This is a genomic window from Paenibacillus sp. UMB7766-LJ446 (assembly GCF_030226665.1).
GTDB lineage: Bacteria > Bacillota > Bacilli > Paenibacillales > Paenibacillaceae > Paenibacillus > Paenibacillus vandeheii.
Genome location: NZ_JASOYM010000001.1, coordinates 711,284 through 735,533, shown reverse-complemented (window position 1 = coordinate 735,533; position 24,250 = coordinate 711,284). Strand labels below are relative to the sequence as shown.

General features: G+C 42.9%; 30 protein-coding genes and 2 pseudogenes. 28 read left to right on the top strand and 4 right to left on the bottom strand.

Going from position 1 to position 24,250, the window contains the following annotated elements; translation table 11 throughout:
- A complete protein-coding gene (locus QP794_RS03715) occupies nt 1-510 on the bottom strand; it encodes an RNA polymerase sigma factor (protein WP_285074979.1) in 510 nt (169 codons plus the stop codon).
- A 247-nt stretch (nt 511-757) separates the two neighbouring features.
- Here QP794_RS03715 and QP794_RS03710 point away from each other — a divergent pair, with 247 nt between their 5' ends.
- From QP794_RS03710 to QP794_RS03685, 6 genes and pseudogenes are all read left to right on the top strand, one after another.
- Nucleotides 758-988 (top strand): hypothetical protein, encoded by a 231-nt coding sequence (locus QP794_RS03710; protein WP_285074978.1) that lies wholly within the window; start codon nt 758-760, stop codon nt 986-988.
- Nucleotides 972-1,160, top strand: coding sequence for an HAD hydrolase-like protein (locus QP794_RS03705; protein ID WP_285074977.1), 189 nt, complete (start codon nt 972-974; stop codon nt 1,158-1,160). Before QP794_RS03710 ends, QP794_RS03705 begins: the two co-directional genes overlap by 17 nt.
- A 55-nt stretch (nt 1,161-1,215) precedes the next feature.
- Nucleotides 1,216-1,688, top strand: a pseudogene (locus QP794_RS33285) (NUDIX domain-containing protein).
- 33 nt (nt 1,689-1,721) lie between these two features.
- Complete coding sequence (locus QP794_RS03695) at nt 1,722-2,003, top strand: hypothetical protein (RefSeq protein ID WP_285074976.1); 282 nt, start codon at nt 1,722-1,724, stop codon at nt 2,001-2,003.
- A 35-nt stretch (nt 2,004-2,038) separates the two neighbouring features.
- On the top strand, nt 2,039-2,542 hold the full coding sequence (locus tag QP794_RS03690; protein ID WP_285074975.1) for an imm11 family protein: 504 nt from the start codon (nt 2,039-2,041) through the stop codon (nt 2,540-2,542).
- Nucleotides 2,543-2,548: 6 nt separating this feature from the next.
- A complete protein-coding gene (locus QP794_RS03685; protein WP_285074974.1) occupies nt 2,549-2,902 on the top strand; it encodes a hypothetical protein in 354 nt (117 codons plus the stop codon).
- A gap of 237 nt (nt 2,903-3,139) precedes the next feature.
- Here QP794_RS03685 and QP794_RS03680 read toward each other — a convergent pair whose 3' ends face one another.
- The gene (locus tag QP794_RS03680) at nt 3,140-3,421 is read right to left on the bottom strand and encodes a hypothetical protein (RefSeq protein WP_285074972.1); all 282 of its coding nucleotides are present in this window, start codon (nt 3,419-3,421) and stop codon (nt 3,140-3,142) included.
- Between the two features lie 332 nt (nt 3,422-3,753).
- On the opposite strand from QP794_RS03680, the pseudogene QP794_RS03675 reads away from it, so the two are divergent.
- The 7 genes and pseudogenes from QP794_RS03675 to QP794_RS03645 all read left to right on the top strand — a co-directional run.
- Nucleotides 3,754-4,281: pseudogene (locus tag QP794_RS03675) on the top strand (HAD-IIIA family hydrolase); the annotation flags it as partial.
- A 27-nt stretch (nt 4,282-4,308) separates the two neighbouring features.
- The gene (locus QP794_RS03670; RefSeq protein ID WP_350338845.1) at nt 4,309-5,172 is read left to right on the top strand and encodes an aminoglycoside phosphotransferase family protein; all 864 of its coding nucleotides are present in this window, start codon (nt 4,309-4,311) and stop codon (nt 5,170-5,172) included.
- Between the two features lie 71 nt (nt 5,173-5,243).
- Nucleotides 5,244-5,807, top strand: a complete 564-nt coding sequence (locus tag QP794_RS03665) for a MepB family protein (protein ID WP_350338842.1) — start codon at nt 5,244-5,246, stop codon at nt 5,805-5,807.
- Nucleotides 5,808-6,067: 260 nt separating this feature from the next.
- The gene (locus QP794_RS03660) at nt 6,068-6,484 is read left to right on the top strand and encodes a MerR family transcriptional regulator (RefSeq protein ID WP_024628148.1); all 417 of its coding nucleotides are present in this window, start codon (nt 6,068-6,070) and stop codon (nt 6,482-6,484) included.
- Nucleotides 6,485-6,509: 25 nt separating this feature from the next.
- Nucleotides 6,510-7,481 carry an aldo/keto reductase gene (locus QP794_RS03655; RefSeq protein ID WP_079346518.1) on the top strand — a complete coding sequence of 324 codons (972 nt, stop codon included), beginning with the start codon at nt 6,510-6,512 and terminating at the stop codon, nt 7,479-7,481.
- 409 nt (nt 7,482-7,890) lie between these two features.
- Nucleotides 7,891-8,274, top strand: a complete 384-nt coding sequence (locus QP794_RS03650; protein WP_079346516.1) for a hypothetical protein — start codon at nt 7,891-7,893, stop codon at nt 8,272-8,274.
- 139 nt (nt 8,275-8,413) lie between these two features.
- Entirely contained in the window at nt 8,414-9,454 is a 1,041-nt protein-coding gene (locus QP794_RS03645) for a glycine-rich domain-containing protein (protein ID WP_285074969.1), read from the top strand.
- Nucleotides 9,455-9,599: 145 nt separating this feature from the next.
- Here QP794_RS03645 and QP794_RS03640 read toward each other — a convergent pair whose 3' ends face one another.
- Together QP794_RS03640 and QP794_RS03635 are read right to left on the bottom strand one after the other, a co-directional pair.
- The gene (locus QP794_RS03640) at nt 9,600-10,028 is read right to left on the bottom strand and encodes a hypothetical protein (protein WP_285074967.1); all 429 of its coding nucleotides are present in this window, start codon (nt 10,026-10,028) and stop codon (nt 9,600-9,602) included.
- A gap of 602 nt (nt 10,029-10,630) precedes the next feature.
- Entirely contained in the window at nt 10,631-11,599 is a 969-nt protein-coding gene (locus tag QP794_RS03635; protein ID WP_285074966.1) for a cation diffusion facilitator family transporter, read from the bottom strand.
- Between the two features lie 507 nt (nt 11,600-12,106).
- Between QP794_RS03635 and QP794_RS03630 the strand changes: the two genes are divergently transcribed.
- The 15 genes from QP794_RS03630 to QP794_RS03560 all read left to right on the top strand — a co-directional run bounded on the left by QP794_RS03630 (nt 12,107) and on the right by QP794_RS03560 (nt 24,225).
- The gene (locus QP794_RS03630) at nt 12,107-12,784 is read left to right on the top strand and encodes a response regulator transcription factor (protein WP_079346508.1); all 678 of its coding nucleotides are present in this window, start codon (nt 12,107-12,109) and stop codon (nt 12,782-12,784) included.
- The gene (locus QP794_RS03625; protein ID WP_285074963.1) at nt 12,781-14,157 is read left to right on the top strand and encodes a sensor histidine kinase; all 1,377 of its coding nucleotides are present in this window, start codon (nt 12,781-12,783) and stop codon (nt 14,155-14,157) included. The genes QP794_RS03630 and QP794_RS03625 overlap by 4 nt, the downstream gene beginning before the upstream one ends.
- A 67-nt stretch (nt 14,158-14,224) precedes the next feature.
- Entirely contained in the window at nt 14,225-15,349 is a 1,125-nt protein-coding gene (locus tag QP794_RS03620) for an ABC transporter permease (RefSeq protein WP_285074961.1), read from the top strand.
- Nucleotides 15,346-16,023, top strand: a complete 678-nt coding sequence (locus QP794_RS03615) for an ABC transporter ATP-binding protein (protein WP_285074960.1) — start codon at nt 15,346-15,348, stop codon at nt 16,021-16,023. Before QP794_RS03620 ends, QP794_RS03615 begins: the two co-directional genes overlap by 4 nt.
- A gap of 166 nt (nt 16,024-16,189) precedes the next feature.
- The gene (locus QP794_RS03610; protein WP_285074958.1) at nt 16,190-16,732 is read left to right on the top strand and encodes an NUDIX hydrolase; all 543 of its coding nucleotides are present in this window, start codon (nt 16,190-16,192) and stop codon (nt 16,730-16,732) included.
- Between the two features lie 116 nt (nt 16,733-16,848).
- Nucleotides 16,849-17,937, top strand: a complete 1,089-nt coding sequence (locus tag QP794_RS03605) for an L-dopachrome tautomerase-related protein (RefSeq protein ID WP_285074957.1) — start codon at nt 16,849-16,851, stop codon at nt 17,935-17,937.
- Between the two features lie 234 nt (nt 17,938-18,171).
- Nucleotides 18,172-18,750, top strand: a complete 579-nt coding sequence (locus QP794_RS03600; protein ID WP_285075205.1) for a helicase — start codon at nt 18,172-18,174, stop codon at nt 18,748-18,750.
- Nucleotides 18,751-18,872: 122 nt separating this feature from the next.
- Entirely contained in the window at nt 18,873-19,751 is an 879-nt protein-coding gene (locus tag QP794_RS03595; RefSeq protein WP_285074955.1) for an alpha/beta fold hydrolase, read from the top strand.
- Between the two features lie 47 nt (nt 19,752-19,798).
- Complete coding sequence (locus QP794_RS03590) at nt 19,799-20,302, top strand: GNAT family N-acetyltransferase (RefSeq protein WP_285074953.1); 504 nt, start codon at nt 19,799-19,801, stop codon at nt 20,300-20,302.
- A gap of 83 nt (nt 20,303-20,385) precedes the next feature.
- Nucleotides 20,386-21,342, top strand: a complete 957-nt coding sequence (locus tag QP794_RS03585) for a GNAT family N-acetyltransferase (RefSeq protein ID WP_285074951.1) — start codon at nt 20,386-20,388, stop codon at nt 21,340-21,342.
- 75 nt (nt 21,343-21,417) lie between these two features.
- Complete coding sequence (locus QP794_RS03580) at nt 21,418-21,711, top strand: RNA polymerase alpha subunit C-terminal domain-containing protein (RefSeq protein WP_285074950.1); 294 nt, start codon at nt 21,418-21,420, stop codon at nt 21,709-21,711.
- Between the two features lie 168 nt (nt 21,712-21,879).
- Nucleotides 21,880-22,494 carry a histidine phosphatase family protein gene (locus QP794_RS03575; RefSeq protein WP_285074948.1) on the top strand — a complete coding sequence of 205 codons (615 nt, stop codon included), beginning with the start codon at nt 21,880-21,882 and terminating at the stop codon, nt 22,492-22,494.
- Nucleotides 22,495-22,599: 105 nt separating this feature from the next.
- A complete protein-coding gene (locus tag QP794_RS03570) occupies nt 22,600-23,256 on the top strand; it encodes a pyridoxine/pyridoxamine 5'-phosphate oxidase (protein WP_285074947.1) in 657 nt (218 codons plus the stop codon).
- A gap of 22 nt (nt 23,257-23,278) precedes the next feature.
- Nucleotides 23,279-23,587, top strand: a complete 309-nt coding sequence (locus tag QP794_RS03565; RefSeq protein ID WP_285074945.1) for a hypothetical protein — start codon at nt 23,279-23,281, stop codon at nt 23,585-23,587.
- A gap of 68 nt (nt 23,588-23,655) precedes the next feature.
- Nucleotides 23,656-24,225, top strand: coding sequence for a GNAT family N-acetyltransferase (locus tag QP794_RS03560; RefSeq protein ID WP_285074944.1), 570 nt, complete (start codon nt 23,656-23,658; stop codon nt 24,223-24,225).
- Nucleotides 24,226-24,250: the final 25 nt, after the last annotated feature.

Sequence of the window (24,250 nt, the reverse complement as noted above, 5' to 3'; positions counted from 1 at the left end):
TCAAACGTCTCCTTTCATTTGAAGCATCTCTGCTTTGAATCGTTCTCTGGCGCGAAAAAGAGTTACCTTGACCTGGTTCATGTTCATATCCAGAATCTCGCAAAGTTCCTTATAAGATAACTCATTCATTTCTCGTAACAACAAGATGGTTCTATACTGTTCGGGAAGTTTCTTCATCACTTGTTGAATACGAAGGGTTCGTTCACGAGCTGTGAGTACTTCCTCAGGGGAACGATATGTATTTTCTGTTGCTTGCTGTTCCATCTCTCGATTCATTTGAATTTCTCCACGATATTTACGATACCAATCAATAAATAAATGCCGAGCTACTTTGTATAGCCAGGCTCTGGCGTAATTTGCATGCTCGGCTTTCATGGATACCATGGCTCTGTAAAAGGTTTCTTGAACTAACTCCTCAGCTGTCTCCTGAGATCCACACATACGGTATAGATAGAGATGCAGGGAGGATTGGTACTGCTTGAATAGTTCTGCATATTGATCACTCCTCATTTCAAGTTTCCTCCTCCTTCTCTTTAGACAACGAGTCAAGTCAAATAATGTTACAGTAAATTGAAAAAATTTAGGAGGTTTCTTTAGAAAACTGAAATAAGAAAAAGGAGTAACCATAAGTAAGAAAACAAAAAACATATCATTAATGAGAAAGTTTAGAAAACTTTTAAATTGGGCCCGAAAGATATAGTGTAGCTTAACAACTTAAAATTCTCTTGGAAAGGAACAGACCATGATCAAATCAAATATGGATATACAAGCTGTTTTTATGGATAGAGATGGAACAATCGGTGGTACAGGTCACTTTATCCATCCTAGAGATTTTGAATTATATCCGAATGCGAAGGAAGCAATCATGCTTTTAAAAACAAGCGGAATTAAGGTCTTTGCTTTTACAAATCAATACAGAATTTCTCGTGGAGAAGCAACTGTTCAAGATTTTGATGAACAATTTCATGAATATGGATTTGATCAGTGATACCGACATGCTTGCTGCCCATGTAGTAGGAGCGACAAAGATCATGGTGAAGACAGGTTGGGGAAAATCCTCATTAACAAAATTTAGAGACAGATGGTCAGAGACAGAGCCTGATTATATCGCAGAATATATTTTAGATGCAGTGCAATGGATTATTAGAGGACCTGAGTGAGGTAAGCCGAATGGCATCGAACTTCAATAAAAAGGTGGTAGGAGGGTATTCAACTATGGGCATGTCTGACTATTATAAAAACCTTAGGGAAAAGATCGGAAACGAGTTGATTTTTATATGGGTGTGGCTGGGGTTATCCGAAATGAACAAGGAGAGATTTTGTTCGGTCGTAAACATAATGAAACCAACTGGGGCTTAATCGCTGGAGCAATCGAGCCCGGGGGGACTCTTGCTTAAGCGATGGTAAGAGAAGCATGAGAAGAGACAGGACTTATCATAGAACCGGAGAAAGTGATAGGGATCTATGGTGGTGAAGAGCAGCGGTTTACATACAGTAATGGTCACCAGGTTGAATATTTAACGATCGTATTTGATTGCAGTATCAAATCTGGACAACTGACATCCGATAATGAAGAGATGAAGGATCTGCAATTTTTCCCCGAGAATGAGCATCCACCTATTGCAAACAAGTATCCAGATTATATTTTTAGTTCCAACCAAGAGGAAAGAGCGCATTTTATTAAATAATCAATGAATCTATATGGGAGGAAATCAGAAGGTATGGATATTGAATGGACTACCAGCACAATTGGTTATTTATCCATTCCGGTGTTTGTCGTGGGGATTGTGTTGTACTTCTTTCCCGATATTTTATATAAATGTTTTGTTCTGATGAGATATAGGGGAATAAAACCAAATGAGGGATTTGAGGATATCCTGCCAAACGGTCAGATCTCTAAGTCTATAGAAGTTATCTTAAAAGTACTAGGAAGCATCATCATGATATTAGGAATCATATGGTTTTGGTTTTCGGAAGGGTTTTATCATTTTTGGTTTGTTTAGCAGCAGTACGCATCTTATAAGCAGGAGTGAAATGAATGAAAGCATGGTTGTTAGATTACTATCCACCGAATAATACGATTGAATTTAGCGATTCGGAGGAATTAGATCAGGTTTATGAGGCCTTAGGCAGTGATAAGCCGATTATTCAGGAATGGTCTACACCTATCGTTGAATTTAATGATGTGGGCAAACCAGCCGATATTTTAAACAGATACACGGGAGCGCTTGTCATTAGTAGGAAAGTGAAAGAACTATTGGAACAGAATCACATTGAACATATTGAATTTTTGCCACTCTCTATGGCCACTGAAGAGGAATACTATATTTTACACGTGCTGAGCGTTATCGATTGTATAGACCCGGAAAATTCCAAAGTAAGGACTTATTATGACGACGTTCCGCAGTTTGATGAGTATTCACTCGCTTTAGATCAAAAAGCTTTACAAGGACAACACATATTCAGAATTAAACTACCAAGCGAGGATAGAGAGTTATCGTACATATATGTTTCAGATTTTTTGCAAGAAATATTAAGTTAATTCATCGTGGGTTATCAATTGGTGGAGATTTGGGATTCGGAATTTTCCTGGAAAGCCAAAGAAGAAAAGCATGAACGGATGGGTCAGGAAATTGATAGCTCCCTGCTAGAAGTGTTTAATTTTGATAAAGCCAAGAAGTTCGCTCGTAAAAATAAAGGCCATATGGTGTACTCCGGTAAGTGGGCGATCAAGGCAGATAAGGAAAAGCGAATTTGGTTAGGGAACCTTCAATTGGATGGGAGCTACTCATGGATCAACCCCATCTATTATCCTCCCATTTTGTTGGAACTTCAGTGGGGAATTCCAGAAAGAAGTAAAACGATGTTTAACCGTTTGAAAGAGAGTATAGGCTTTAAGTAACAAAATAATGGAGGCCCACCTAAGATAATAGTTATCGGGGGAGGCCTCCATTATTAATTATATCTTCGTTAATTAAAGGATTTAAATAACCTTACTCATTCGTAATATTTATCGTTTCATCGGTTATGGTCTTACCGTCACTCCCCAATGCTTGAACATTCATGTGGTCATGCACAGACTTACCCGTAATATTCCACGTTATTTTCCAACCATCGTTCTCATTGGTATCGTATCCGATCAGTTCTCTTTCTCCCCAAGTATCTGTCCTGTTGGAACGCTCCAGAAAAGAAGGGTTTCCGCATTGGTCGCCTCTACTGTGACATTTAACTCTGTGCTATCTGTAGGAATTACAAACCAACCTTCTTTTTTGGGAAAGTTAGTCTCAACATTCGTAATTATGGGCAGAGCTTCATTTCTTAGGACAACTTCAGTGTCGTGATTTTCAGCAGGAACTTCTGAAGCACAGGCTGTGAGAAGAAGGAAGAGCAGAAGAATCGGGAAAAATGCTCTATTTGTCATGATTATTACCTCTTTCTATATAGTGGTATTCACAAATCCTTCAGAGTAATTCCGTAGCACTTGGTTTGACAATACGTTTTATGCATGTAAACATAACAGTTAATCAATTACAGTTTAATTGTGGTTCTTATCTTTGCTGCAATAATACGTTATGCCATAGATTCATCTAAAACTTCGAAAAAGCTGGATATATTAATCAAAGAAGTACACTATCTGAAAACTGAAATTAAAACAGCAACACCATAAGCAGCAAGATGATAGCAAGCATATTATCGATGAGAAAGTATAGATGAACGACACGACTTGAAATTTTTCTAAGAAAGGAACAGACCATGATGAAACCACAGGGGAACGTACAAGCTGTTTTTATAGACAGAGATGGAACAATCGGTGGTACAGGTCATTTTATCCATCCGAGAGATTTCAGATTATACCCAAATGCTCAAGAAGCAATTATGCGTTTGAAACGAGAAGGAATTATGGTACTGGCTTTTACTAATCAATACCGAATCTCACGTCGAGAAGCAAGTGTTGAGGATTTTGAAGAGCAATTTCGCGATTACGGATTCGATCACTCTTATATATGTCCGCATGAGCAAGAATGCAGTTGCAGAAAGCCTAAACACGGAATGTTACTACAGGCCTCAGAGGAACACGGTCTGGATTTATCCAAATGCATAGTTATTGGTGATGTAGGGGATACAGATATGCTTGTTGCCCATGCCGTAGGAGCGACCAAGATCATGGTGAGAACAGGCTGGGGAGAATCTTCATTAACCAAATTCAGAGACAAATGGACGGATACCGAACCTGATTATATCGCAGAGGATATCTGGGATGCCGTACAATGGATCATTCATGGAAGGGAACTATATGAGGAGAACCATATGCTAATCAACCCTACGACAAAAGAGATTAATGACCTATTCAAGATGCATCATATTAACGACGAAATCACTGGAATTCAAAGTTTGTCAGGTACCACCGCTGGACGTGTTTATCGGTTGAGTACGAATCTGAATAAGCAATATATTTTGAAATCGGATGAATCTGAGCAGATTCACATCGCCCAGCAGTTTCTGGAAACGTATAAGAATTCCCCGTTACTGCCTGAGGTTATGTTGACTGATCGGGACAACACTTATCTAATTTACTCCTATATAGAAGGCACAACCCATTTCAATCGGGGACTGAAGAGAGACTGGTTAACTCGTCTGGTGAAAGAGCTGTTCAATACATATGTGCGTTCTTCAGAACCGAAATCATGGGGCAGAATAGAGTTCCCACAGAGGACATGGAAAGAATTCAATCAGATCAGTATTCAAGAAGCAAAGATGAATATCGGAAGTATTTTAACGAAAGATGATTATAATCTGGTTCAATCCAAAGTGGATCGGCTGTTTCATGAGGAAGAAGAGAAGTTTTTTTTACATGGCGATACGGGGGTTCATAATTTTGTATATGATCAAAATGAACTCATCGGCGTTATTGACCCATCTCCAATGGTTGGACCTATCCTCTATGATTTCTTGTATGCTTTTAGCTCCTCGCCGGATGATATCAACACCGAAACATTATTTGCTACGTTCGAACTGTTAGAGCAAGTAGATATGGAAAAATCCAGATTGATAGAGGAAGCTCTGGTCCATCTATATTGCCGAATTGGGCTGAGTAACAAGCATCATCCTGATGATCTGCCTGAATACTTGAAGGCATGGCAGGAATGGAAGCGATTATGTCAGGAACTTTGAACTAGCAAACTTTTTACAGCTATCGCAAATGCCTTAGTTCAGACTATACAAGACAGGAGAGATATCACAAGTTGGATAACAAAAGTAGTTTGAATCGTCCGAATATTTGGACGACCCCAGATATATTTCATAGCGACTTACTTGCCAGTAAAGAACTTATCTATGACAGGTGTGGCTTTGTTTGCTCACAACCACATGAAGAAGCACAAAATGCTGAATACGGGGCGTATGTGTTCACCTTAAATTCTCTCTCCATTCGATTTCGCGTCGCCAAAACCACGCCAACCAAGATCGGACAATTTGTTACCCTGTGGCAGCGGAGTGAGGATAGATCGACACAGCCATATGACGTATCAGATCCATCAGATATGTATGTCATTAGTGCGCGCACAGGCAGCCACTTTGGTCAATTTGTATTTCCGAAGCATGTATTGTTACAGCGAGATATCATATCGGATCAAGGCGAAGGTGGCAAGCGGGCCATACGTGTATATCCGCCTTGGGACAAGCCAACAAGTAAGCAGGCTCAAAAAACGCAACAGTGGCAACTGGAATACTTCATGGAAGTACCTTTTACCGAACCGTTGAACTGTGATCAGGCCCGGGTACTTTATGGCACCGAACAATTAAAGTAAGTGAAACAATTGCTCAGATTCTCCAAGTTCTTTTCCTCCGAATCCCAGCTTTTCACCGATCTTTTCGACATATCTCCTCTATTCGTTATTTCCCAGTACTGAAGCGTGTGCTATGTCCTCCATTTGTTAAAAATAGTGAACGTCAGTTCATTTAATTTTTTTTAAAATTTGTGCTTGCCTTAATGTGAACATTAAGCCTTAGGATGTAAAAGAACCGGCCAAATGCATCCAAAAATGAACATAAAGGAGGAGTCAGCAGTATGGCTTTCTCGATAAAAGAAGCTTCGGAGCGGCTGGGTTGTCCTGCACATAAAATTCGTTACTACGAGAAGGAGGGACTGCTCCCTTACATTAGGCGGGATCAACATGGAAATCGGATGTTCGAGGAAGAACATTTGGATTGGATGAGACTAATGTCTTGTTTCCGGGCAACGGGTATGAAAGTATCTACACTGAAACATATGGTTAGTCTGGCACTGGACGGGGATTCAACCATTCCACAACGGAAAGCGATCCTTCACGAATATAAGGAAGAATTACATCGCCGCCAACTTGAAATTGCCGAAGCACTTGCAGCGGTAAATAACAAATTGACCATCTATGAAGACATAGAAACAGGAAAGCTTCCTTCAGAAAGCAAGCTGCTAGATCAAATGGAAAGCATCGGTAAGGACTAATATTAACGGGTGGAGAGATGGAGAAATGAAGCAAAGAGTGCTGGGAAATAGCGATATAGTCGTATCTTCGATTGGATTGGGAATTATGGGCATGTCTCCGGGGATGTATGGGGAAACCAATGATGAGGAGTCAATGAAGACCATCCATCACGCCCTGGAGATTGGCGTTACACTGCTAGATACAGCAGATGTGTATGGTAATGGTCATAATGAAGAACTACTGGGGAAAGCGCTGAAGGGACGTCGGGATCAGGCCATTATTGCTACCAAATTCGCGTATACCCCAAACTATGAGACGTTGAATGGTCATCCGGATTACGTGAAAAAGGCTGTAGAAGCAAGTCTTCGCAGGCTGGACACCGACTATATTGATCTGTACTACCAACACAGGGTAGATCCTCAGATTCCGATTGAGGAGACTGTTGGCGCGATGGCTGACTTGGTTAAAGAGGGGAAAGTCCGCTGCCTTGGCTTGTCGGAAGCATCGGCTTCCACTTTACGCCGTGCACACGCCGTTCATCCGATTTCTGCGTTGCAGAGCGAATATTCCCTGTGGAGCCGGGATATTGAGGACGAGATTCTACCGACTGCTAGAGAATTGAATATTACTCATATTGCATACAGTCCATTAAGCAGAGGGTTTATCTCAGGTGAGATACGGAAGTTCGAAGATTTGGATGTTAATGATCTGCGCAGATATATGCCGAGGTTCCAAGGAGACAATTTCGCCAAAAATATAGAAGTTGTGGATAAAATCAAAGAGATCGCCATGGAGAAGAGTTGTACGCCTGCACAATTGGCTTTAGCTTGGACTATGGCTAATAACGCATTGCCGATTCCGGGAACGAAACGAATCAAATATTTGGAGGAAAATGCGAACGCTGCAACGATTGAACTGACACCTGATGACTTAGCTCGCATTGAAAAGGTAAGTCCCCAAAATGAGGTCTATGGAACACGTTATATGAAAGAAATGATGACTCAGCTTAATGGGTAAAAGTGTCCTTATAACTTATTATTAGTAGAGAAGTAGTTGCTCAGTAAAATACAAATATAGAATACAAATAGAGACTCTCCTTTAGTGAAAGTCTCTATTTGTATTGATTCCCAATCGAGAGACACGATGTTGAAAGAGCGAGTGGATTCCATAGATCATATGAAGATGCTACGATGTTTGCGAGGGTGAGCTTCTATATTACAAACTTATTGAATGTTACTGTGGTTAACGGACAGGCAGGGGAGTCGAAAAGGCAAAAAAGGAAGTATGATTTAGTGTCATATCCTGTATAATTTAGAGAACAATCATGTTTGCATTTCTGTAGAGAATGAAGGATCTACGATTGGAAAATAAGGCATCCCTATTATGGGAGTGATTCTACTGCCACTTTGAATACTGGAGTGTGGTTATGATCGTATTAACGTCATCAATAGCATTTACCATCCTGATCCTAATCGTGATTCTCTTTCAGGTTGCTTTAGCAGTAGGTGTGCCGTGGGGCGAGTATGCCATGGGTGGGAAGTTTCCCGGGAAATACCCCCGATCCATGCGATTTGCCTGCTTGTTTCAGATCGCTATTCTAGCCTTTATCGCTCTAGTTGTCCTGAGTAAATCAGGTCTGATCTTGCCTGGATGGTCTACGTTTGCAGGTACGGCGATTTGGTTTATTGTTGCGTATTTGGTGCTGGGTACGATATTAAACCTCATTACAAGAAGCGTATGGGAACGAAGAATCTGGGCTCCCGTAACTTTGCTCCTGCTTTTAACCAGTGTAATCATAGCCATCTCATAACAATGTGCTGAAATAAAATGTACCACCTTACAGCCCTGGCATGTATGCCAAAGGGCTCTTTAATAGTTGCGGCTCGTCATTTATACTAATGGGAGTTTCGCCCATACATAGAAAAGATCTACGGAGAGGAGAGGCCTCGATGTCGCCTATCTACTACTACATAGCAGCAGGTGTAATGGTTGTTGCATCATATTTGGTTTGGCGTAAGCTCAGGATTTTTCGTCCAGCAGGAAGCCGCAAGAAGCATAAAAGGATTACGTATAGACGAAAAAAAATGCCTTTGAATCTCGGACTTCGTGAAGAAGTTTCTTATGAGCATACCGTTCATCAATTGGAAAAGAGCTTAAATAAGCATTTTGCCAATAAACTCAAGATCCGAATTCAGCAGGAATATCCTCACATGAAAACGTTGGAGTATCGTTGGAAACTGCTTGAGCTAAAGCGATACTTCATTATGGCTTCATTGCTTAAGCAGGTGCCGATGTTCAGCGAAGAGGTGGACGAGCTATGGCATGAAATGCTGATGTTTACCAAGTCATATGCTGATTTTTGTACAGAATTTATGGGTTCCACGGTACATCATGAGCCGGCAGTTACCCGCCGCGAAACGCCAGGAGCACGAGCCTGGTTTGACTGGGTGTATTGCCAATTATTTGAGTTCACTCCCTATAGTTCCGCGATCTGGGGTGATTTCTTCAGCTATCCGTTATCCAGTGAAACTCAGAAGCTGATCGCACACGGCAATCAATCTGAACTAGTGGGTCAACTCTTTCATGCTAGACGCATGCAGGAAGATTCTGAAGCGGCACAGGTTATCACCTACCTGATTGAAAAACTACAAAGATCGTCAAAACTGAGCGAGAAAGAACTATCCCTCGAATCCTCGGGTGCGAGCGATGTGGCTCTCATCATGGCGACTGCAATGGTATACCATTCGGTTCATCATGAGGCAACATATGGGGTGCACATGGGTCGTCTGGAGCAGAAAATTCTCCCACAGGAAAAGACGGCCTACGGTGCTTCGTCAAGCAGCGGTTGTACGAGCAGTTCCAGCTGTTATGCAGATCATTGTACTGACAGCAGTGGTTCTTCAGGAGGTTCAGGATCATCCTCCGGGTCATCTTCCGACTCTTCCTGCAGCTCTTCCGGCTGCTCATCTTGTGGCGGTGGTGGCGATTAATGATGGAGGCACAGTATGACGGGGAGATTTCATTTTAGATCAAGTAACCCAGGGGTATTACCTTTAAACAATCGGCGCCCACTTAATAAAAGATTGATTAAAGTGGGCGCCGATTATTAAATATGCTATCGTTAAATAACTCAAATTACTCGTTCGTAATATTTATCGTTTCGTCGGTGATTGTCTTTCCATCACTCCCTAATGCTTGAACAACCAAGCGATGATGCAAAGACTTACCGGCAATATTCCACGTTACATTCCAACCATCTTTCGCGTTAATATCGTAACCAATCAGTTCTCGCTCTCCCCAAGTTTCCGTCCCCGTTGGAACAATCCAAAAAAGGAGTGTTTCTGCGTTGGTCGTCTCTACTGTGACATTTAATTCTGTACTTTTTGCAGGGACGACGACCCAACCTCCTTTCTCGGAAAAGTTAGTCTCAACACTCATGATTACAGGTGCAGTCTCATTTCTTGGGATAGTCTCCGTGTCCTGATTTTCAGCAGAATCTTCTGAAGCGCAGGCCGTGAGAAGAAGGAAGAAGAGAAGAAACGGATAGAATGCTTTTTTTGTCATGAACGTTACCTCATTCGATAAGTTTAATATAAGTAAGGAGTTGTTAACCTAAATGGATCTCTTTGGAGCTTTAATATTATTGTTTATATGTTTTTTTTGTATTTCTTATCATTGTAGTAGTTGTACGTTATGCCATAGATTCGTCAAAAACATCAATAAGACTTGAGTATCTGATCAAAGAAGTGCATGAGTTGAAAACTGAAATCAAAAAACAAAACAACAATAAACAAGATGAGAAAAAATTTATCATTGACGAGAGAATATAGATGTTAGTTATATATTCCTTTAATGATGATGACTTGTAGTCTATTGTTTTCCCTTAACTCCAGGTAGTTAAGAAGCAGAAGAAGCGTGATCAGGACAAGGATCACTGACAAAAACTTTTGGAATTTTCCCATGATCGATTTGACCTCCTCGTTATTATATTTGTCAGGTTAAGCGCAACAAAAAAAGCACTGTGCATTAACACGATGAATTCGATACTGCCATCTGTATTACATAACACCCGAAAGGAATTAAAGTTACGTGCAAAATGAAAAACAGGACTATTCCGCTACCGGGAATCAGTCCTGTTTCAATTTACAGCTAAATATCTCGCAGTCTCAATGGTGATGATGCGCATGGGCATCCGGTGTTTCACCTTTGACGGTGCATAATACCGAGGTGTCGTGAAGATGTTTCTCAGACTCGACCTGCAAGGTCACATGCTTGATTTCTTTATGCTCCAACAGATGCTCGATCTTTTGAACAAGCACCTCGGATGCGTAGACATCCATCGTTCCATCCACCACAATATGAGCAGTCAGTGCGTTCAGGTTACTGGTGATGGACCAGACATGCACGTCGTGAACGCCTTTGACACCATCTACCTTCTGAATCGTTTGCACAAGGTCACTCACATCGACATTCGCGGGCGTTCCTTCCATCAAGATATGCAAGGATGATTTGGTGACGAAGAATCCACTGCGCAGGACCAGTACAGCAACAATGACACTTGCGAGGGGATCAGCCCAGCCCCAGCCGAAGAACATCATGAGCAGAGCCGCAGCAATGGCGCCAACCGATCCCAGCATATCACTGATGACATGGAGATAAGCTCCGCGCATATTCAAGTTTTTCTCTGTATCGCTACCGCGCATCATGATCCAGGCCACCAAAATATTGATGAGTAGTCCAATGATGCTGATGATCAACATGCCGACCGTTGCGACTTCTGGCGGGTTGATGAAGCGACCAATCGCTTCGTAAAAGATGTAGAGGGAGACAGCGATTAAGGTGACCCCATTTAACGTAGCTGCCAAAATCTCAAAGCGTCTGTACCCGTACGTTTTGCCTGTGTTCACCGCTTTTTCGCCAAAAGTAAACGCCAGCAAGGCAATCCCCAAAGCTATGGAATCAGACAACATATGACCTGCATCGGAGATGAGGGCCAAGCTGTTCGTCATGAATCCGCCAACGGCTTCAACAATCATATAAACAGTAATAATAATGAAGGAAAACAAAAGTACTTTTTTGTTATTAGTGTGAGCATGATTGTGTCCATGGTCGTGATTGTGGTGATGTCCGGACATATGAAATCCTCTCCTTTGGAGCCGTGCTCCGGTATGTAATATGATTTCTTTTGTGACTAAAAGTGATCCTCGGCAACGATTAATCATTTATAAGTGAATATATGAGCAACTGTTCATATGTTATGTTTTTATTATAGGTGCGCCTAATAATAGTGTCAACCAGCTTTGAGAAAATATAAACATGACCGGTGCGCTCATTGCATGTTCGCTGGCGATTTACATTGCTTTTGTGCTACCATCTGAGCAGGATCAAAGTCGCGGAAGTTCCCGCTACATAGCAAAAATTTCAAGCAAGTATACAGCTAATCTAAAAATCAGGGGTTACGTATACGGGTGAACAGAGCGAAGGGACGAAAAGGATTCTGAAGAAACGAATGAGTTCGCAGGTTTGAATAGCGATCGAAAGAATTCTTCGAACCCGTAGTGATGTCATTCACAAGTGGCAACCCCTGATTTTGTTTATGAGCCTATATCAATAGAACTTACAGAAAAGGGGCGGACAACGATATGAAGAATCTGCTTCTGGCGGACGATGATGCCAATATTAGAGCACTTCTCCGGCATGTTATGACCAAGGAAGGGTACCGGGTGCATGAAGCGCAGGATGGGGTGGAAGCGGTCAAGGTGATGCAAGAAACACCGATCGATCTGGCGATCCTGGATGTGATGATGCCAGGCATGGATGGACTGGAGTTATGTGATTTCATTCGCCAACATTATGACATTCCGATCATGCTACTGACAGCACGGGATCAGCTATCCGACAAGCGGGATGGGTACTTAAGAGGTACGGATGAGTATGTGACAAAGCCGTTTGAACCCGAGGAACTGGTCTACCGGGTCAAAGCATTATTTCGCCGGTACCATCGCACGTCCAGTGATATCATTCGCATGAACCGCATCGTGATTGACCGGAACAATGTGGAGGTCTCCGATGGGCAATCGATTCTCTTTTTGCCAATGAAGGAGTTCGAATTGCTCTCACAGCTGGCTCAGTTTCCGGGCCGTTTGTTCTCGCGTGATGAACTGATTCGGTTGGTCTGGGGAGCGGATTACGAAGGAGATGATCGCACCGTGGATGTGCACATTAAGCGGCTGCGTGACCGTTTTGCCGATTATGCGGATGATTTTGTCATTCAGACGGTACGGGGGATTGGTTATAAGATTGAGGTGAAAGCGCATTGAGATCACTGTACTTTCGGGTATTCCTGATTACAATCGCGGTGATTCTGGTCAGCGCCATGCTTGGTTTTCTTTTATCCAATATTTATTATCATGCGAAGCTGAAGTCTTTCAATGATGAGAAGCTGGTGAGCATCGCAATGCAAATGAAGCAGTTTGTGGAGCAGGAACCCGCTACGGTGGAGCATTATCTGAATAATGCCGCAGCGCTCGGTTACGAAATCTATGTGACGGATGGCAAAGGGAATGACCAATTCTATGGTCGTGAATTCCGCCAGAAGGATCTGGACAAGCAGGCTGTAGACCGGGTACTTGGTGGTGAGGTTTACCACGGCGTGGCCGAGTTTCCTAGCAAACCGTTCATTACCGGGTTCTTTGATAATCAACTGAGCAATACCGTCGGTGTTCATCTGCAGATGGGCACTGCAAGTTATGCTCTGTTTATCCGTCCGGATGTCATTTTGCAATTCGGTGAACTGCGTATCTTTTTTGCGCTGATTGGAGCGTTTACGGTGGGCATTAGCATCCTGCTCTTTTTGATCAGTACCCGCTATCTGGTGAATCCGATTGAACGTCTGTCGGAGGCGACCAAGCGCATTGCCCAAGGAAACTATAATCTGAAATTACGTACCACGCGGCGCGACGAGATTGGACAGCTAGCCCAGCATTTCATGACCATGAGTCGTGAGTTGGAACGGGTAGATCAGGCACGTCAGCAGTTTGTATCCAATGTATCACATGAGATTCAATCACCGTTAACCTCCATTCAGGGATTTGCCCAATTGGTGGGGGATCGCGAACTGCCTGAACAAGAACGGGAGCACTATGCCTCCATTATTGAGGAGGAGAGTCGCCATCTCTCGTTGCTGAGTAAACAGTTGCTGCTGCTCTCCTCCCTTGAACAAGGCCATGAGGATTTGACGAAAGTGAAATTCTCTCTGCGGGATCAGTTCCGTCAAGCGGTTCAGGTGCTGCAATGGCAGCTGGAAGAAAAGGAGCTGCTGCTCCGAATTTCGGTACCCGAATCCATCCAGCTATATGGCAATGAAGTGCTGCTCATGCAGGTCTGGATGAATCTGCTGGGTAATGCCGTGAATCATCTTCCACAGGGGAGAAGCATCGAGATCCGTGCCGAGGAGATCAATGCCCAATGCGTAATCCATATTCGGGATACAGGGGATGGGATTGCGGCGGAGCATTTGCCTTTCCTGTTTGATCGTTTCTACCGGGTAGACCGTGCAAGAGAGCGTTCTTCCGGCCGAACCGGGCTTGGACTTGCCATTGTGCAGAAAATTATCCGAATCCATGACGGCACGATTGAGGTGTCCAGTTCAGCTGAAGGAACAGTCTTTACCGTGACTCTCCCGCAGATGTAATCTGTTATTCATTTGCCGTTCATTTTCGCCTCCTATACTTGGGTTATCAAGAGGAGGTCAGAGAATTATGTACTTGGCTATTAGAGAGATGAGGTTTGCCAAAGGACGGTATGCGTTAATTGCTACAATTATGGTACTTGTTTCATTTCTGGTTTTATTTGTAACAGGTCTGGCACAGGGACTCGCGTATGACAACGCGGCTTCCATCAAAAATATGGCAGCAACCCATTTTGTTCTGGAGCAGGATTCAAATCATCGTTTTACCCGCTCCCAGGTGAATCAGGACCAGTTGGAGCAGACACGATCCGTTGTGGGGAAAGAGAATGCTGAGCCGCTGGGTGTGAAAATGACAACGGTCAGTCTAGCTGGTGAGACGAAGAAGATTGATGTAACACTTTTCATGGTGAATCCTGAAGGCTGGCTCGCTCCAACCGTAACCGAAGGGTCTCCGATCACGGATCAGAAAGACGGGCAGGTTGTGGTGGATCAAAAGCTGTCTGAATCCGGCGTGACGATTGGAACGGTACTGGTTGATCAAGCCTCGGGAACGGAGTGGACCGTGGGTGGATTTGTTGAAAATGAGTCCTTTAGTCACTCACCGGTTGTGTTCCTGAACGAACAGGAATGGCTTGTTATCCAGGAAGGTTCCCGTACTTCGCAAGGAACAGCAGACTCCAATGCTCCTGTATACAATGCAATTGCTGTTAAGGATGCAGGCGAGAAGGTAGACAGCCTGAGTAGCGTTCTACCGAATACTGAAGTGATTACGAAGTCCGATGCGGTATCTGCCATTCCTGGGTACAAAGAAGAGCAGGGATCACTGCTCATGATGATTGCCTTTTTATTTGTCATTTCGGCGTTTGTACTTGCGGTATTCTTCTACGTCATCACGATTCAGAAAACGAGTCAATTTGGCATTTTGAAAGCCATCGGGACGCGAAATTCGTATCTGGCTGGCAGTGTTTCATTGCAAGTATTGCTTCTGTCCGTCGGCAGTCTGGTGATCAGTGTTCTGCTGGTTCAGCTGTTTGAGTCCATCTTGCCAGCTTCAATGCCGTTTCAATTAAGCTTATCCACACTGGCACTAACCTGCGTGTTATTCGTCATAATGTCTATGGCGGGTTCGTTATTCTCGGTGTGGAAGGTTACCAAAATTGATGCGCTTGATGCGATTGGGAGGACTGCAGCATGAAAAACCGACTGGTATTACAGGGAATTACACAGACCTTCGAAGATGGTGGGGTCAAACGGACGATACTGGATAAGCTGGATCTAGAGGTGGCCGAAGGAGAACTCGTCGCAGTGATGGGGCCTTCCGGCTCAGGCAAAAGCACATTTCTGTCCATCGCAGGGGCACTCCTTGAACCGACGGAAGGTCAGGTTCTGCTGGATGGCGCATCAATTATGGGCAAAAACAAGCAGGATATATCCGATGTGCGGCTTCAGCACCTTGGATTTATTTTTCAAAGTGCCAACCTCATTCCGTATCTGAAAGTGGAAGAACAACTGATGGTGGTCGCCAAGCTGGCCGGAACGGACAAAACCAAGGCAGCAAAGCGAGTGGATGAACTGCTGGAAACGGTAGGTTTAACCCATCGGCGTAAGGCATATGCAGAGAAGCTGTCCGGCGGGGAACGCCAGCGGGTTGCCATTGCGAGAGCATTGATGAATGATCCAGCCGTATTGCTCGCGGATGAGCCAACAGCCAGCCTGGATGCGGAACGCGGACTGGATATTGTGAGCATGATTGCGAAGCTGGTTGCAGAGCAGGGCAAGAGTGCAGTTATGGTTACGCATGATGAGCGGATTTTGCCGCTATGTGATAGGGTTCTCTTTTTGGAAAATGGGAAACTGGTACACCATTAGCGCTCGGAGTGGCATGTGTAAACATGTTTTAGTTCAACTGATATAACCTTAGAAGGTCCATGGATTCCCGATGGGAATGGTGGCCTTCTTTTTTCTTTTTTGATCTATAATGAAAGATAGGATATAGATGGAAGATTCATTTTACATAGAAAGGATTGGATAGAAGATGAAGACTTTGGATCGGGAACAATTCCCGGCGCTCAGTACGTCGATTCATTGGGGGATTGTTGAAGCGGAGTTTAGGTTGAACGATATCGTGGATGAAACGCTGGTGAGCAATGTGAGTATCATCCCGTTTGTCGGGGAACAAGTGGTTATTTTTCAGATCGATAATGGGAAATGGGAGCTGCCCGGAGGTACGTTGGAGGCAGGAGAGAAGTATATGGATGGACTGAAACGTGAAGTGATGGAGGAGCTCGGAGCAAAGTTGATCACGTATCAGTTGTTTGGACATTTTCATTGCATGTCGAGTGCGCCTGAGCCGTACAGAGCGCATATTCCGCATCCTCATTTTGTGAGACTCATTGGCTATGGAGAGGTTGAACTTGTGGGCCAACCGTTGAATCCGGTGGATGGGGAACAGGTGATTGCTGTAGAGGTTGTAGAGATTGGTGAAGCGATTAAGAGATTTGAAGAACAGAACAGATATGACATTGCGGAAATGTACCAATTGGCTTATGTGCTGCGAGAAGGAAGCAAACGTGAGTAGCAAGAGACATGTTTCGGTTAGAAAAAGAATAATGAAGAGCCAGGCATTAGACAAAGTCTTAAACATATTATTAGGTAATATCTATTCAAATATGTTGGGGAGGATATCCTAAAACTATGTTACCTATGGAGGAATATTTCGGAAAGTTAGAGCTCGTTTTTTCATTCTATGGGGCTATGCCTACAGGCGTTAGTGTATCAGAAACCGGGCGCATCTTCATTTGCTTTCCGAAATGGGGAGATGACGTTAGATTTACGGTAGCGGAAATTGTTGAGGGTCAGTTGCAGCCTTATCCAAATTTAGAAACGAATTTGATAAACCCTTTGAATATCAGTATGTCCTTCGTCAGTGTCCAAAGTGTAATTGCTGATGGAAGGGGAACTCTGTGGGTATTGGATACGGGTGCACCAAATTTTTCTGAGCCTGTTAAAGGAGGAGCAAAATTAGTCGCTGTAGATTTAAAAACAAATACAATAAGAAAAGTATATACATTTGCAGAAGATGTAGTTTTGCCGACAACGTATCTGAATGACGTCCGATTTGATTTTCGTGTGGGTAAAGCAGGTTACGCCTATATAACGGATTCTTCTTCCAGAGGTCCAGGTGCTATTATCGTTGTTGATTTAGAAAACGGAAATGCGTATAGACGGTTAAATGGAGCAAGGTCAACCTCACCCGATCCGTATTTTGTGCCGAAAGTGGAAGGTAAAATTTTGATGAATCGAAACACGGATGGTTCGACATCTCCCTTTCAATTGGCCTCTGATGGTATAGCGATTTCCCCAGATGGAAAAATGTTATTTTACTGTCCACTATCCAGTCGTTACCTATACTCGATCTCAACAGAAGCCCTAAGAGACAAAACGATACCGGATTTCAATTTAAGTTATCTTGTGCAGTATTGGGGAGAAAAGGGTGCATCTGATGGAATGATAACGGATGCAAAAGGAAACGTTTATGCTGGAGACTATGAAAACGATAGTATTCGAAAAATATTGCCAAATGGAATAATGGAAACCATCGCACATGATCCGAGAATTTTATGGCCGGATACTTTTTCTATTGGTCCGGATCAACACTTATATGTAATTGTGAACCAATTACATAGACAGGCAAGATTTCATTATGGAAAAGACATGCGACAAAAACCTTATAGTTTACTTCGTTTGAAAATTGATGAATTACCTGCTCCTACCTTTGGATAAATATATCCCACTTTACAAAGCAGACTCTATTTGTGTAGAAAATGCATTTTATAATTATAAGGTTTTAAAGAATATGAAGGCTGTCGAGCGGCAGCCTGTTCAACTAACAGAGTATAGGTAAACAAGGAAATGTATGTGGAATTCTAGAATATTTCAATTCAGTCTATTATATCGTTTTTTAGGCCTGACCCAATTTGTTAGGAGTGATAACGAGTGCGTATCGAAAACGAGAAAATGTACCCTGAGTGTGAAACGATTAAGAGGACAGTAGAGGTTGGCGGACTTACAAAAACGCAACTTTTTCAAAAATTGCAACAAAACTCTATCATGATGAATGAATTGGGAGAGAAGTTATTAACTGATGATCAATTTACAACTTCTGATACAAAGTACAGTCTGCAGACCGTTGAACTAACCGTTGGTGAACTTGGTTTTCCTGATGGAGCTACTACGGGTCAGATCTTTAAAAGAGCAAGCGAATTAGATTTGGAATTATGCCCGCTTGAGCTGGGGCCTCACCTAAGGCTGGTGTATCTGGATCAGCCTGAAGGTTATTCGGGACATCCTATACAGCGACATCGAGCTCCAGTGGGCTCCATCACAATTGCATCAGAGATACTAACAGAAGACGAAGATTTTCCGAATGGGTTTTATCTTAGACGAATTGACGGCGTGTTGTGGCTGCGAGGATACCGTGCTGATCATCTGCACGTTTGGAACCCTGATGATCATTTTATCTTTAGTCAAACCAAAAAGACCTTGAAGGGAATTGAAAATATAAAAAGTCGATTAAAATATTCAGACGCGCCATAGTTAGTATCCTTTTAATCGTAATCCTCGCTCTGATCTTTCCCACATGGACCCCCGGGATCAAGGGAGAGAATAGTATCAGCACGTTAGGACAGGTTGAGATCAATGGTGCAGGTCATGAGGTTATGATTCGCGGGACGGATCGGAACAATCCGATTCTTATTTTCGTGCATGGTGGTCCTGGCTGCTCCGAGATTCCTTATGTAAGGAAGTATCAGCAGGAGCTTGAGCAACATTTCACCATTGTGCATTATGATCAGCGTGGAAGCGGAAAGTCATATCATTTGTTGGAGGATTATTCAGGTTTGACCTCGGATGTGCTTGTCGATGATTTGCTCGCTTTAACGAATGATGTTACTAACGAGCTGGGACAAGAGAAGGTTGTGCTGGTTGGTCATTCATTTGGTACATACATAGGAACAAAAGCGGCAGCCAAAGCACCGGACAAATTCATAGCTTATATAGGCATTGGACAAATGGCGGATACTCCTCAGAGTGAGCTGGATAGTTTGGAATATACGATTACACAAGCGAAAAAAGCAGGCAATAAAGAAGATGTGGAAAGTTTGGAGCTTCTTCGCGATTCAATCGAGCGAGGAGAAAAGTACACGCCAAGAGATCTAGTTCGCAAGTATGGCGGTGCAGCCAGGCTGATTGACGATAACAAGGCTTATACGCTTGGCTTTCTACTGGGAACCGAATATAATGCGCTCGATGTGATTCGGTATTCCATGGGAGTACAGGCTACACAGGAAATTCTTATGAAGGAAGAATCCGCCAACCATTTGCCAGACATTGTAGATCAACTGGAGCTTCCGACTTATTTTGTTATGGGGAAATATGATTATATGACATCTGTGAAAGCGGCACGAGAGTATTTCAATGAGATCGAAGCACCCGAAAAAGATTTTGTTGTATTTGATGAGTCGGCCCATTACCCACAGTTCGAGGAGAAAGAACGATTTGCAGCGTGGTTGATCGGGATAGTAGACCGTTTGAAATAAAGTAATTCAGGGAAAAGATTTTGACTTTGAATAAGCGAGGGATCTGGATGGAGCAACTTAATACTAAACTCACAACTAGACTTGCATTACCGGAGGAAGCACTAACTGTGTTGAACCTATGGCAAGAGTCTGCCCGGTGGCTGAACTCCAAAGAGATATATCAATGGCGTCCTGAGTATTTCGATTTGGAACAAGTCATTGAATTCATGAATGATGGATCAGATGTGTATCTTGCTGAAATGAACAATGAAGTCGTAGGCACGTATACCTTAACATGGTCAGATCCCTTGATTTGGAAAGAACTCGACAACCCGGATTCCGGATACATACACCGATTCGCAGTGAATAGAGATTTTAAAGGACAACATATAGGCCTACTCCTTCTAAAATCAGCAGAAGAGAATATTAGACATAAAGGCAAGGTCTTGATCAGGCTGGATTGCATGGCAGATAATCTTAGACTTAATCAATACTACAAGGACTATGGATTCCAATATATCCGAAGAGTGGAACTGGGGAGCTGGAGTGCCAGTCTATATGAAAAACAATGATGTTGTCCTCTATACAGTTTCGTTTCGTTAAGTCCGTACGTGTATAAGAAGGGGGTCTATTTATGCTTTTATCCTATTATCCAATGAGATTAATTGATGCGGAAAGAATCGTTACCTGGAAGTATGATCATGAATACGAAATGTACAGTTTCTCTGATTCCGATGAAGATATTCATGAGTTGATGAATGGGGAGTACTTTTCAGTCCTGGATGAACGGGAGAGGTTAGTGGGATTTATTTGTTGCGGGGGATCAGCTCGTGTGCCGGGAGGAACAGCAATCGGACTGTATCAAGAAGAAGGATATCTGGATATAGGTCTCGGATTAGATCCAGATCTGACAGGGCAAAAGATAGGATCTGTATTCCTTAAACAAAGTTTAGTATTTTTGCAAAAACAATTTAAACGTTCTTATTTTCGACTGGTTGTTGCCACATTCAACGAGCGAGCAATTAAAGTATATGAGCGGATAGGCTTTAAAAGAGATAAGGAGTTTTATAGCAAAGTGAATGACGAAGACATGTTATTTATCAGTATGAAAATGGAAATGCCCATCTACTCTTTTAAAGAAATAACAGAACAGGATTTGACTGAAGTCAGGGAAATATATAATTACTATGTCTCCAACACGACTATCTCATTTCATACCGAAGAATTGACTCTGGAAGAAATCAAAGCATCTGTCATGAACCCAAATCCGCGGTTTAAATCGTTTGTCATTAAAGAAGAGAACGAAATTAGAGGTTATGTGCTAATTACCCAATACAAGAGTAAACAAGCCTATGATTTCTCGGCTGAAGTAACGATTTATTTGAAACCGGGCACCGTAGGGAAAGGTATTGGCGGAAAAGCGTTAAGTTTTATAGAGGATGTTGCACGTGAGCAAGGATTCTACACGTTGATTGCTACCGTTTGTATGGAAAACACACGCAGTATATCCTTATTTGAAAAGCATGGATATGAGCAATGTGCGATGTTTAAAGGCGTGGGATATAAGTTTGAGCGAAGACTGGATATTGGTAGTTTTCAAAAGGTGTTATAACTACGTGGCAATATCCAAGAAACAAGAATATATGAATTTATATAAAATTACATATAACAGAAAGGGGTGAACTGCATGGCAAACACTAAAGGAACATTACGAACATGCGAACAAGGGCATTCCTATTACAAAAGTAGCGATTGTCCAACCTGTCCTGTCTGTGAGAAGGAACGAAAACCGAAAGAGGGATTTCTTGCACTGCTGTCTGCACCTGCCAGACGAGCGCTGGAGAATCAGGGAATTATAACGTTGCAGCTACTCTCGCAATTCACTGAAAAAGAGATTTTGAAGCTGCATGGAATTGGGCCTTCAGCGATGCCCAAACTTCGACAAGCACTTGAAGAAGAGGGATTCTCTTTTAAAGATTAACCCTCTTTTGTGGGTTAATCGATTGAATTGGTGAAATTGGTAGCTTATCGCTTCCTATGGCGGTAGAACTTGAGGATGGAAGTTTGTCAGATGAAATGCTCCGACCTAAGTAGGAAGATCTAAGGCCGGGGTTTGTTATAAGAGGATTCAAATCGAGGAGGAGATAACATGAAGATTTTCTTAGTGAGACACGGAATGGATGAGGAAGGCTACAGAGGTGGCTGGAGTCAGCGAGGGCTCGTTGAAGAAGGTATTACTCAATCTGAGAGACTCGGAGATTACCTGTACCATCATTCAGAGCAATATAAGATAAATACGATGATTAGCAGTGATCTTCCGCGTGCAAAACAGACTACAAAAGAACTTGAAAAAAGGCTGGATATAAAAGCGCATTACCTGAAAGACTGGAGAGAAATGAACAACGGAGATTTAGCTGGCATGCCAAACAAGGAAGCTGAAGTGAAATATGCAGGCGTTTATTTTAACACGCTTGGAATGGATACCCCGTTTCCGGGAGGAGAAAGTCCTCGAAATTTTCATAACAGAATATGTACATCCTTTCGAGATTTATGCCAGAGTATAGAGGAGCAAAAGGTCGAATCCAATGTTCTGTTGGTCACGCACGGTGGAGTAATCAACATCCTTTATTATCTTTTAGGACACCAAAATTGGAACAATACATCGGAGTTTTATTCTATTGGAAATACCAGTATTCATACAGTTGAAAAAGGATTAAATGGTTGGGAGTTTAGCAGCATGAATATGATGAGTCATCTAGGTTAGAAAAGGGAGTATATAAAAACAATTTTCACAACAGGTAATTCTTTTTAGTCATAATAAAGACTGCGCTACAATGGAATGAAATGGAAGTCTAAGGAGGTTGTCGATATGAGTGATAAACCGAGTGATTTATTGCGCGGGTTGAAGTCCTTGTCTGGACCTTTTCCATCTTGGGATACCGAGCTGTTACCGGATCGACCTGGGGAGCTTTTTTTGGATTGGCTGAGACTGGCTATTGATTATGAGGTGAAAGAACCTCATGCGATGACGATCTCGACAGTGGACTCGAATGGTTTTCCAGATGCACGAGTATTAATCTTGAAAGACTTAGTTGACGAAGCTTTTTATTTTGCATCTGGCTCGGAGAGTCGAAAAGGACAGCAGCTGGAGAACAATCCGCAGGTGGCACTGACCTTTTATTGGCCTGCGCTGGGCAGACAGATTCGAATAAGAGGGACCGCCGAGGATATGGGCGAGGAAGCGGGGGCGGCCGATTTTCGGAAAAGATCGGTAGGGGCACGCGCAGTTGCGATGACAGGAAGGCAGAGTCAGGAGCTTGAGAGCGAGGAAGAATTGGAACGTGCCATTACCACTCAGAAGGAACGAATCAGCCGAGATTCTGATGTTATTACACCGAATTGGAGACTGTACGCCGTGAACGCACAGGAAGTTGAATTCTGGCAGGGAGACCCGGAGCGGAAGCATCTGAGAATCCGTTATGTTTTGCAACATGGGCAATGGAAGCACGAGAGGTTATGGCCGTAATTTTATAAAGGGGGAAATATGTGTGAGTCGTAGAACTACAGGGACACTTCTGCTGGTCATAGCGGCATTTCTGTACGGTGTTCGATATTTAACTGCTGCTATTTTTGGTTCTGGTGTAGCTTTATGGAGTTCGGACTTGTTCCAGGAGATGTTGAATTATGTTGGGACTGCTCTGAGAAATTGGAGTATAGTTGCTTTAATCCTAGGGTTGTTCTATTTAATATGGGCGGAATATGAAGCAACCAGCTCCAAGACCAAAGAAAGTCTCAAGCGATTTGTGAGTCATGGAATTGTAGATCAAGAAGCGGAAAGCGGGAACAAAACAGAGTAACGGGACAAAGTGATTTCTTATAAGCAACGGTCGCAAAACTAATTTGAATAAGCCGGGGAGGCATACATATGAAGTCCATTGAAAGTTATTTTGACCCATTTCCAGTATTGGAAACTGAACGAACCTTCCTTAGACCCATTACCTATGATGATCTGGATGAAATGTACCGTTATTGCGCGGTTCCTGCTGTATCCGAATATACAACCTGGGATGCACATCAGAGCAAGGAGGATACCAAATCCTTTATTGATTTTGTCATGAGTCGATATGAGGTGGGTAAGCTGGGACCATGGGGGATCGAGGATAAACAAACGAAGAAGCTGATTGGCAGCTGCAATTATTTGGGGTGCGACAGCAACAGTATGAGGGTGGAATTGGGTTATGTGTTATCCAACGAGTACTGGGGTCAAGGCATCATGACGGAAGTGGTTAGCCGAATTAATCAATTTGGATTTGAAGACATCGGATTGGAACGCATTCAGGCCAAATGTCTGGTGGGAAACATCGGTTCCGCAAAGGTCATGGAAAAGACCGGTATGAAATTCGAAGGAGTTTTACGGAATTATATGAAAATAAAAAACGAAATGCAGGATTTGAAAATGTATGCGATGACCAGAGAAGATTTTCAATTGTTATAACCTGCTGAACATGTTTGAAAGGAAT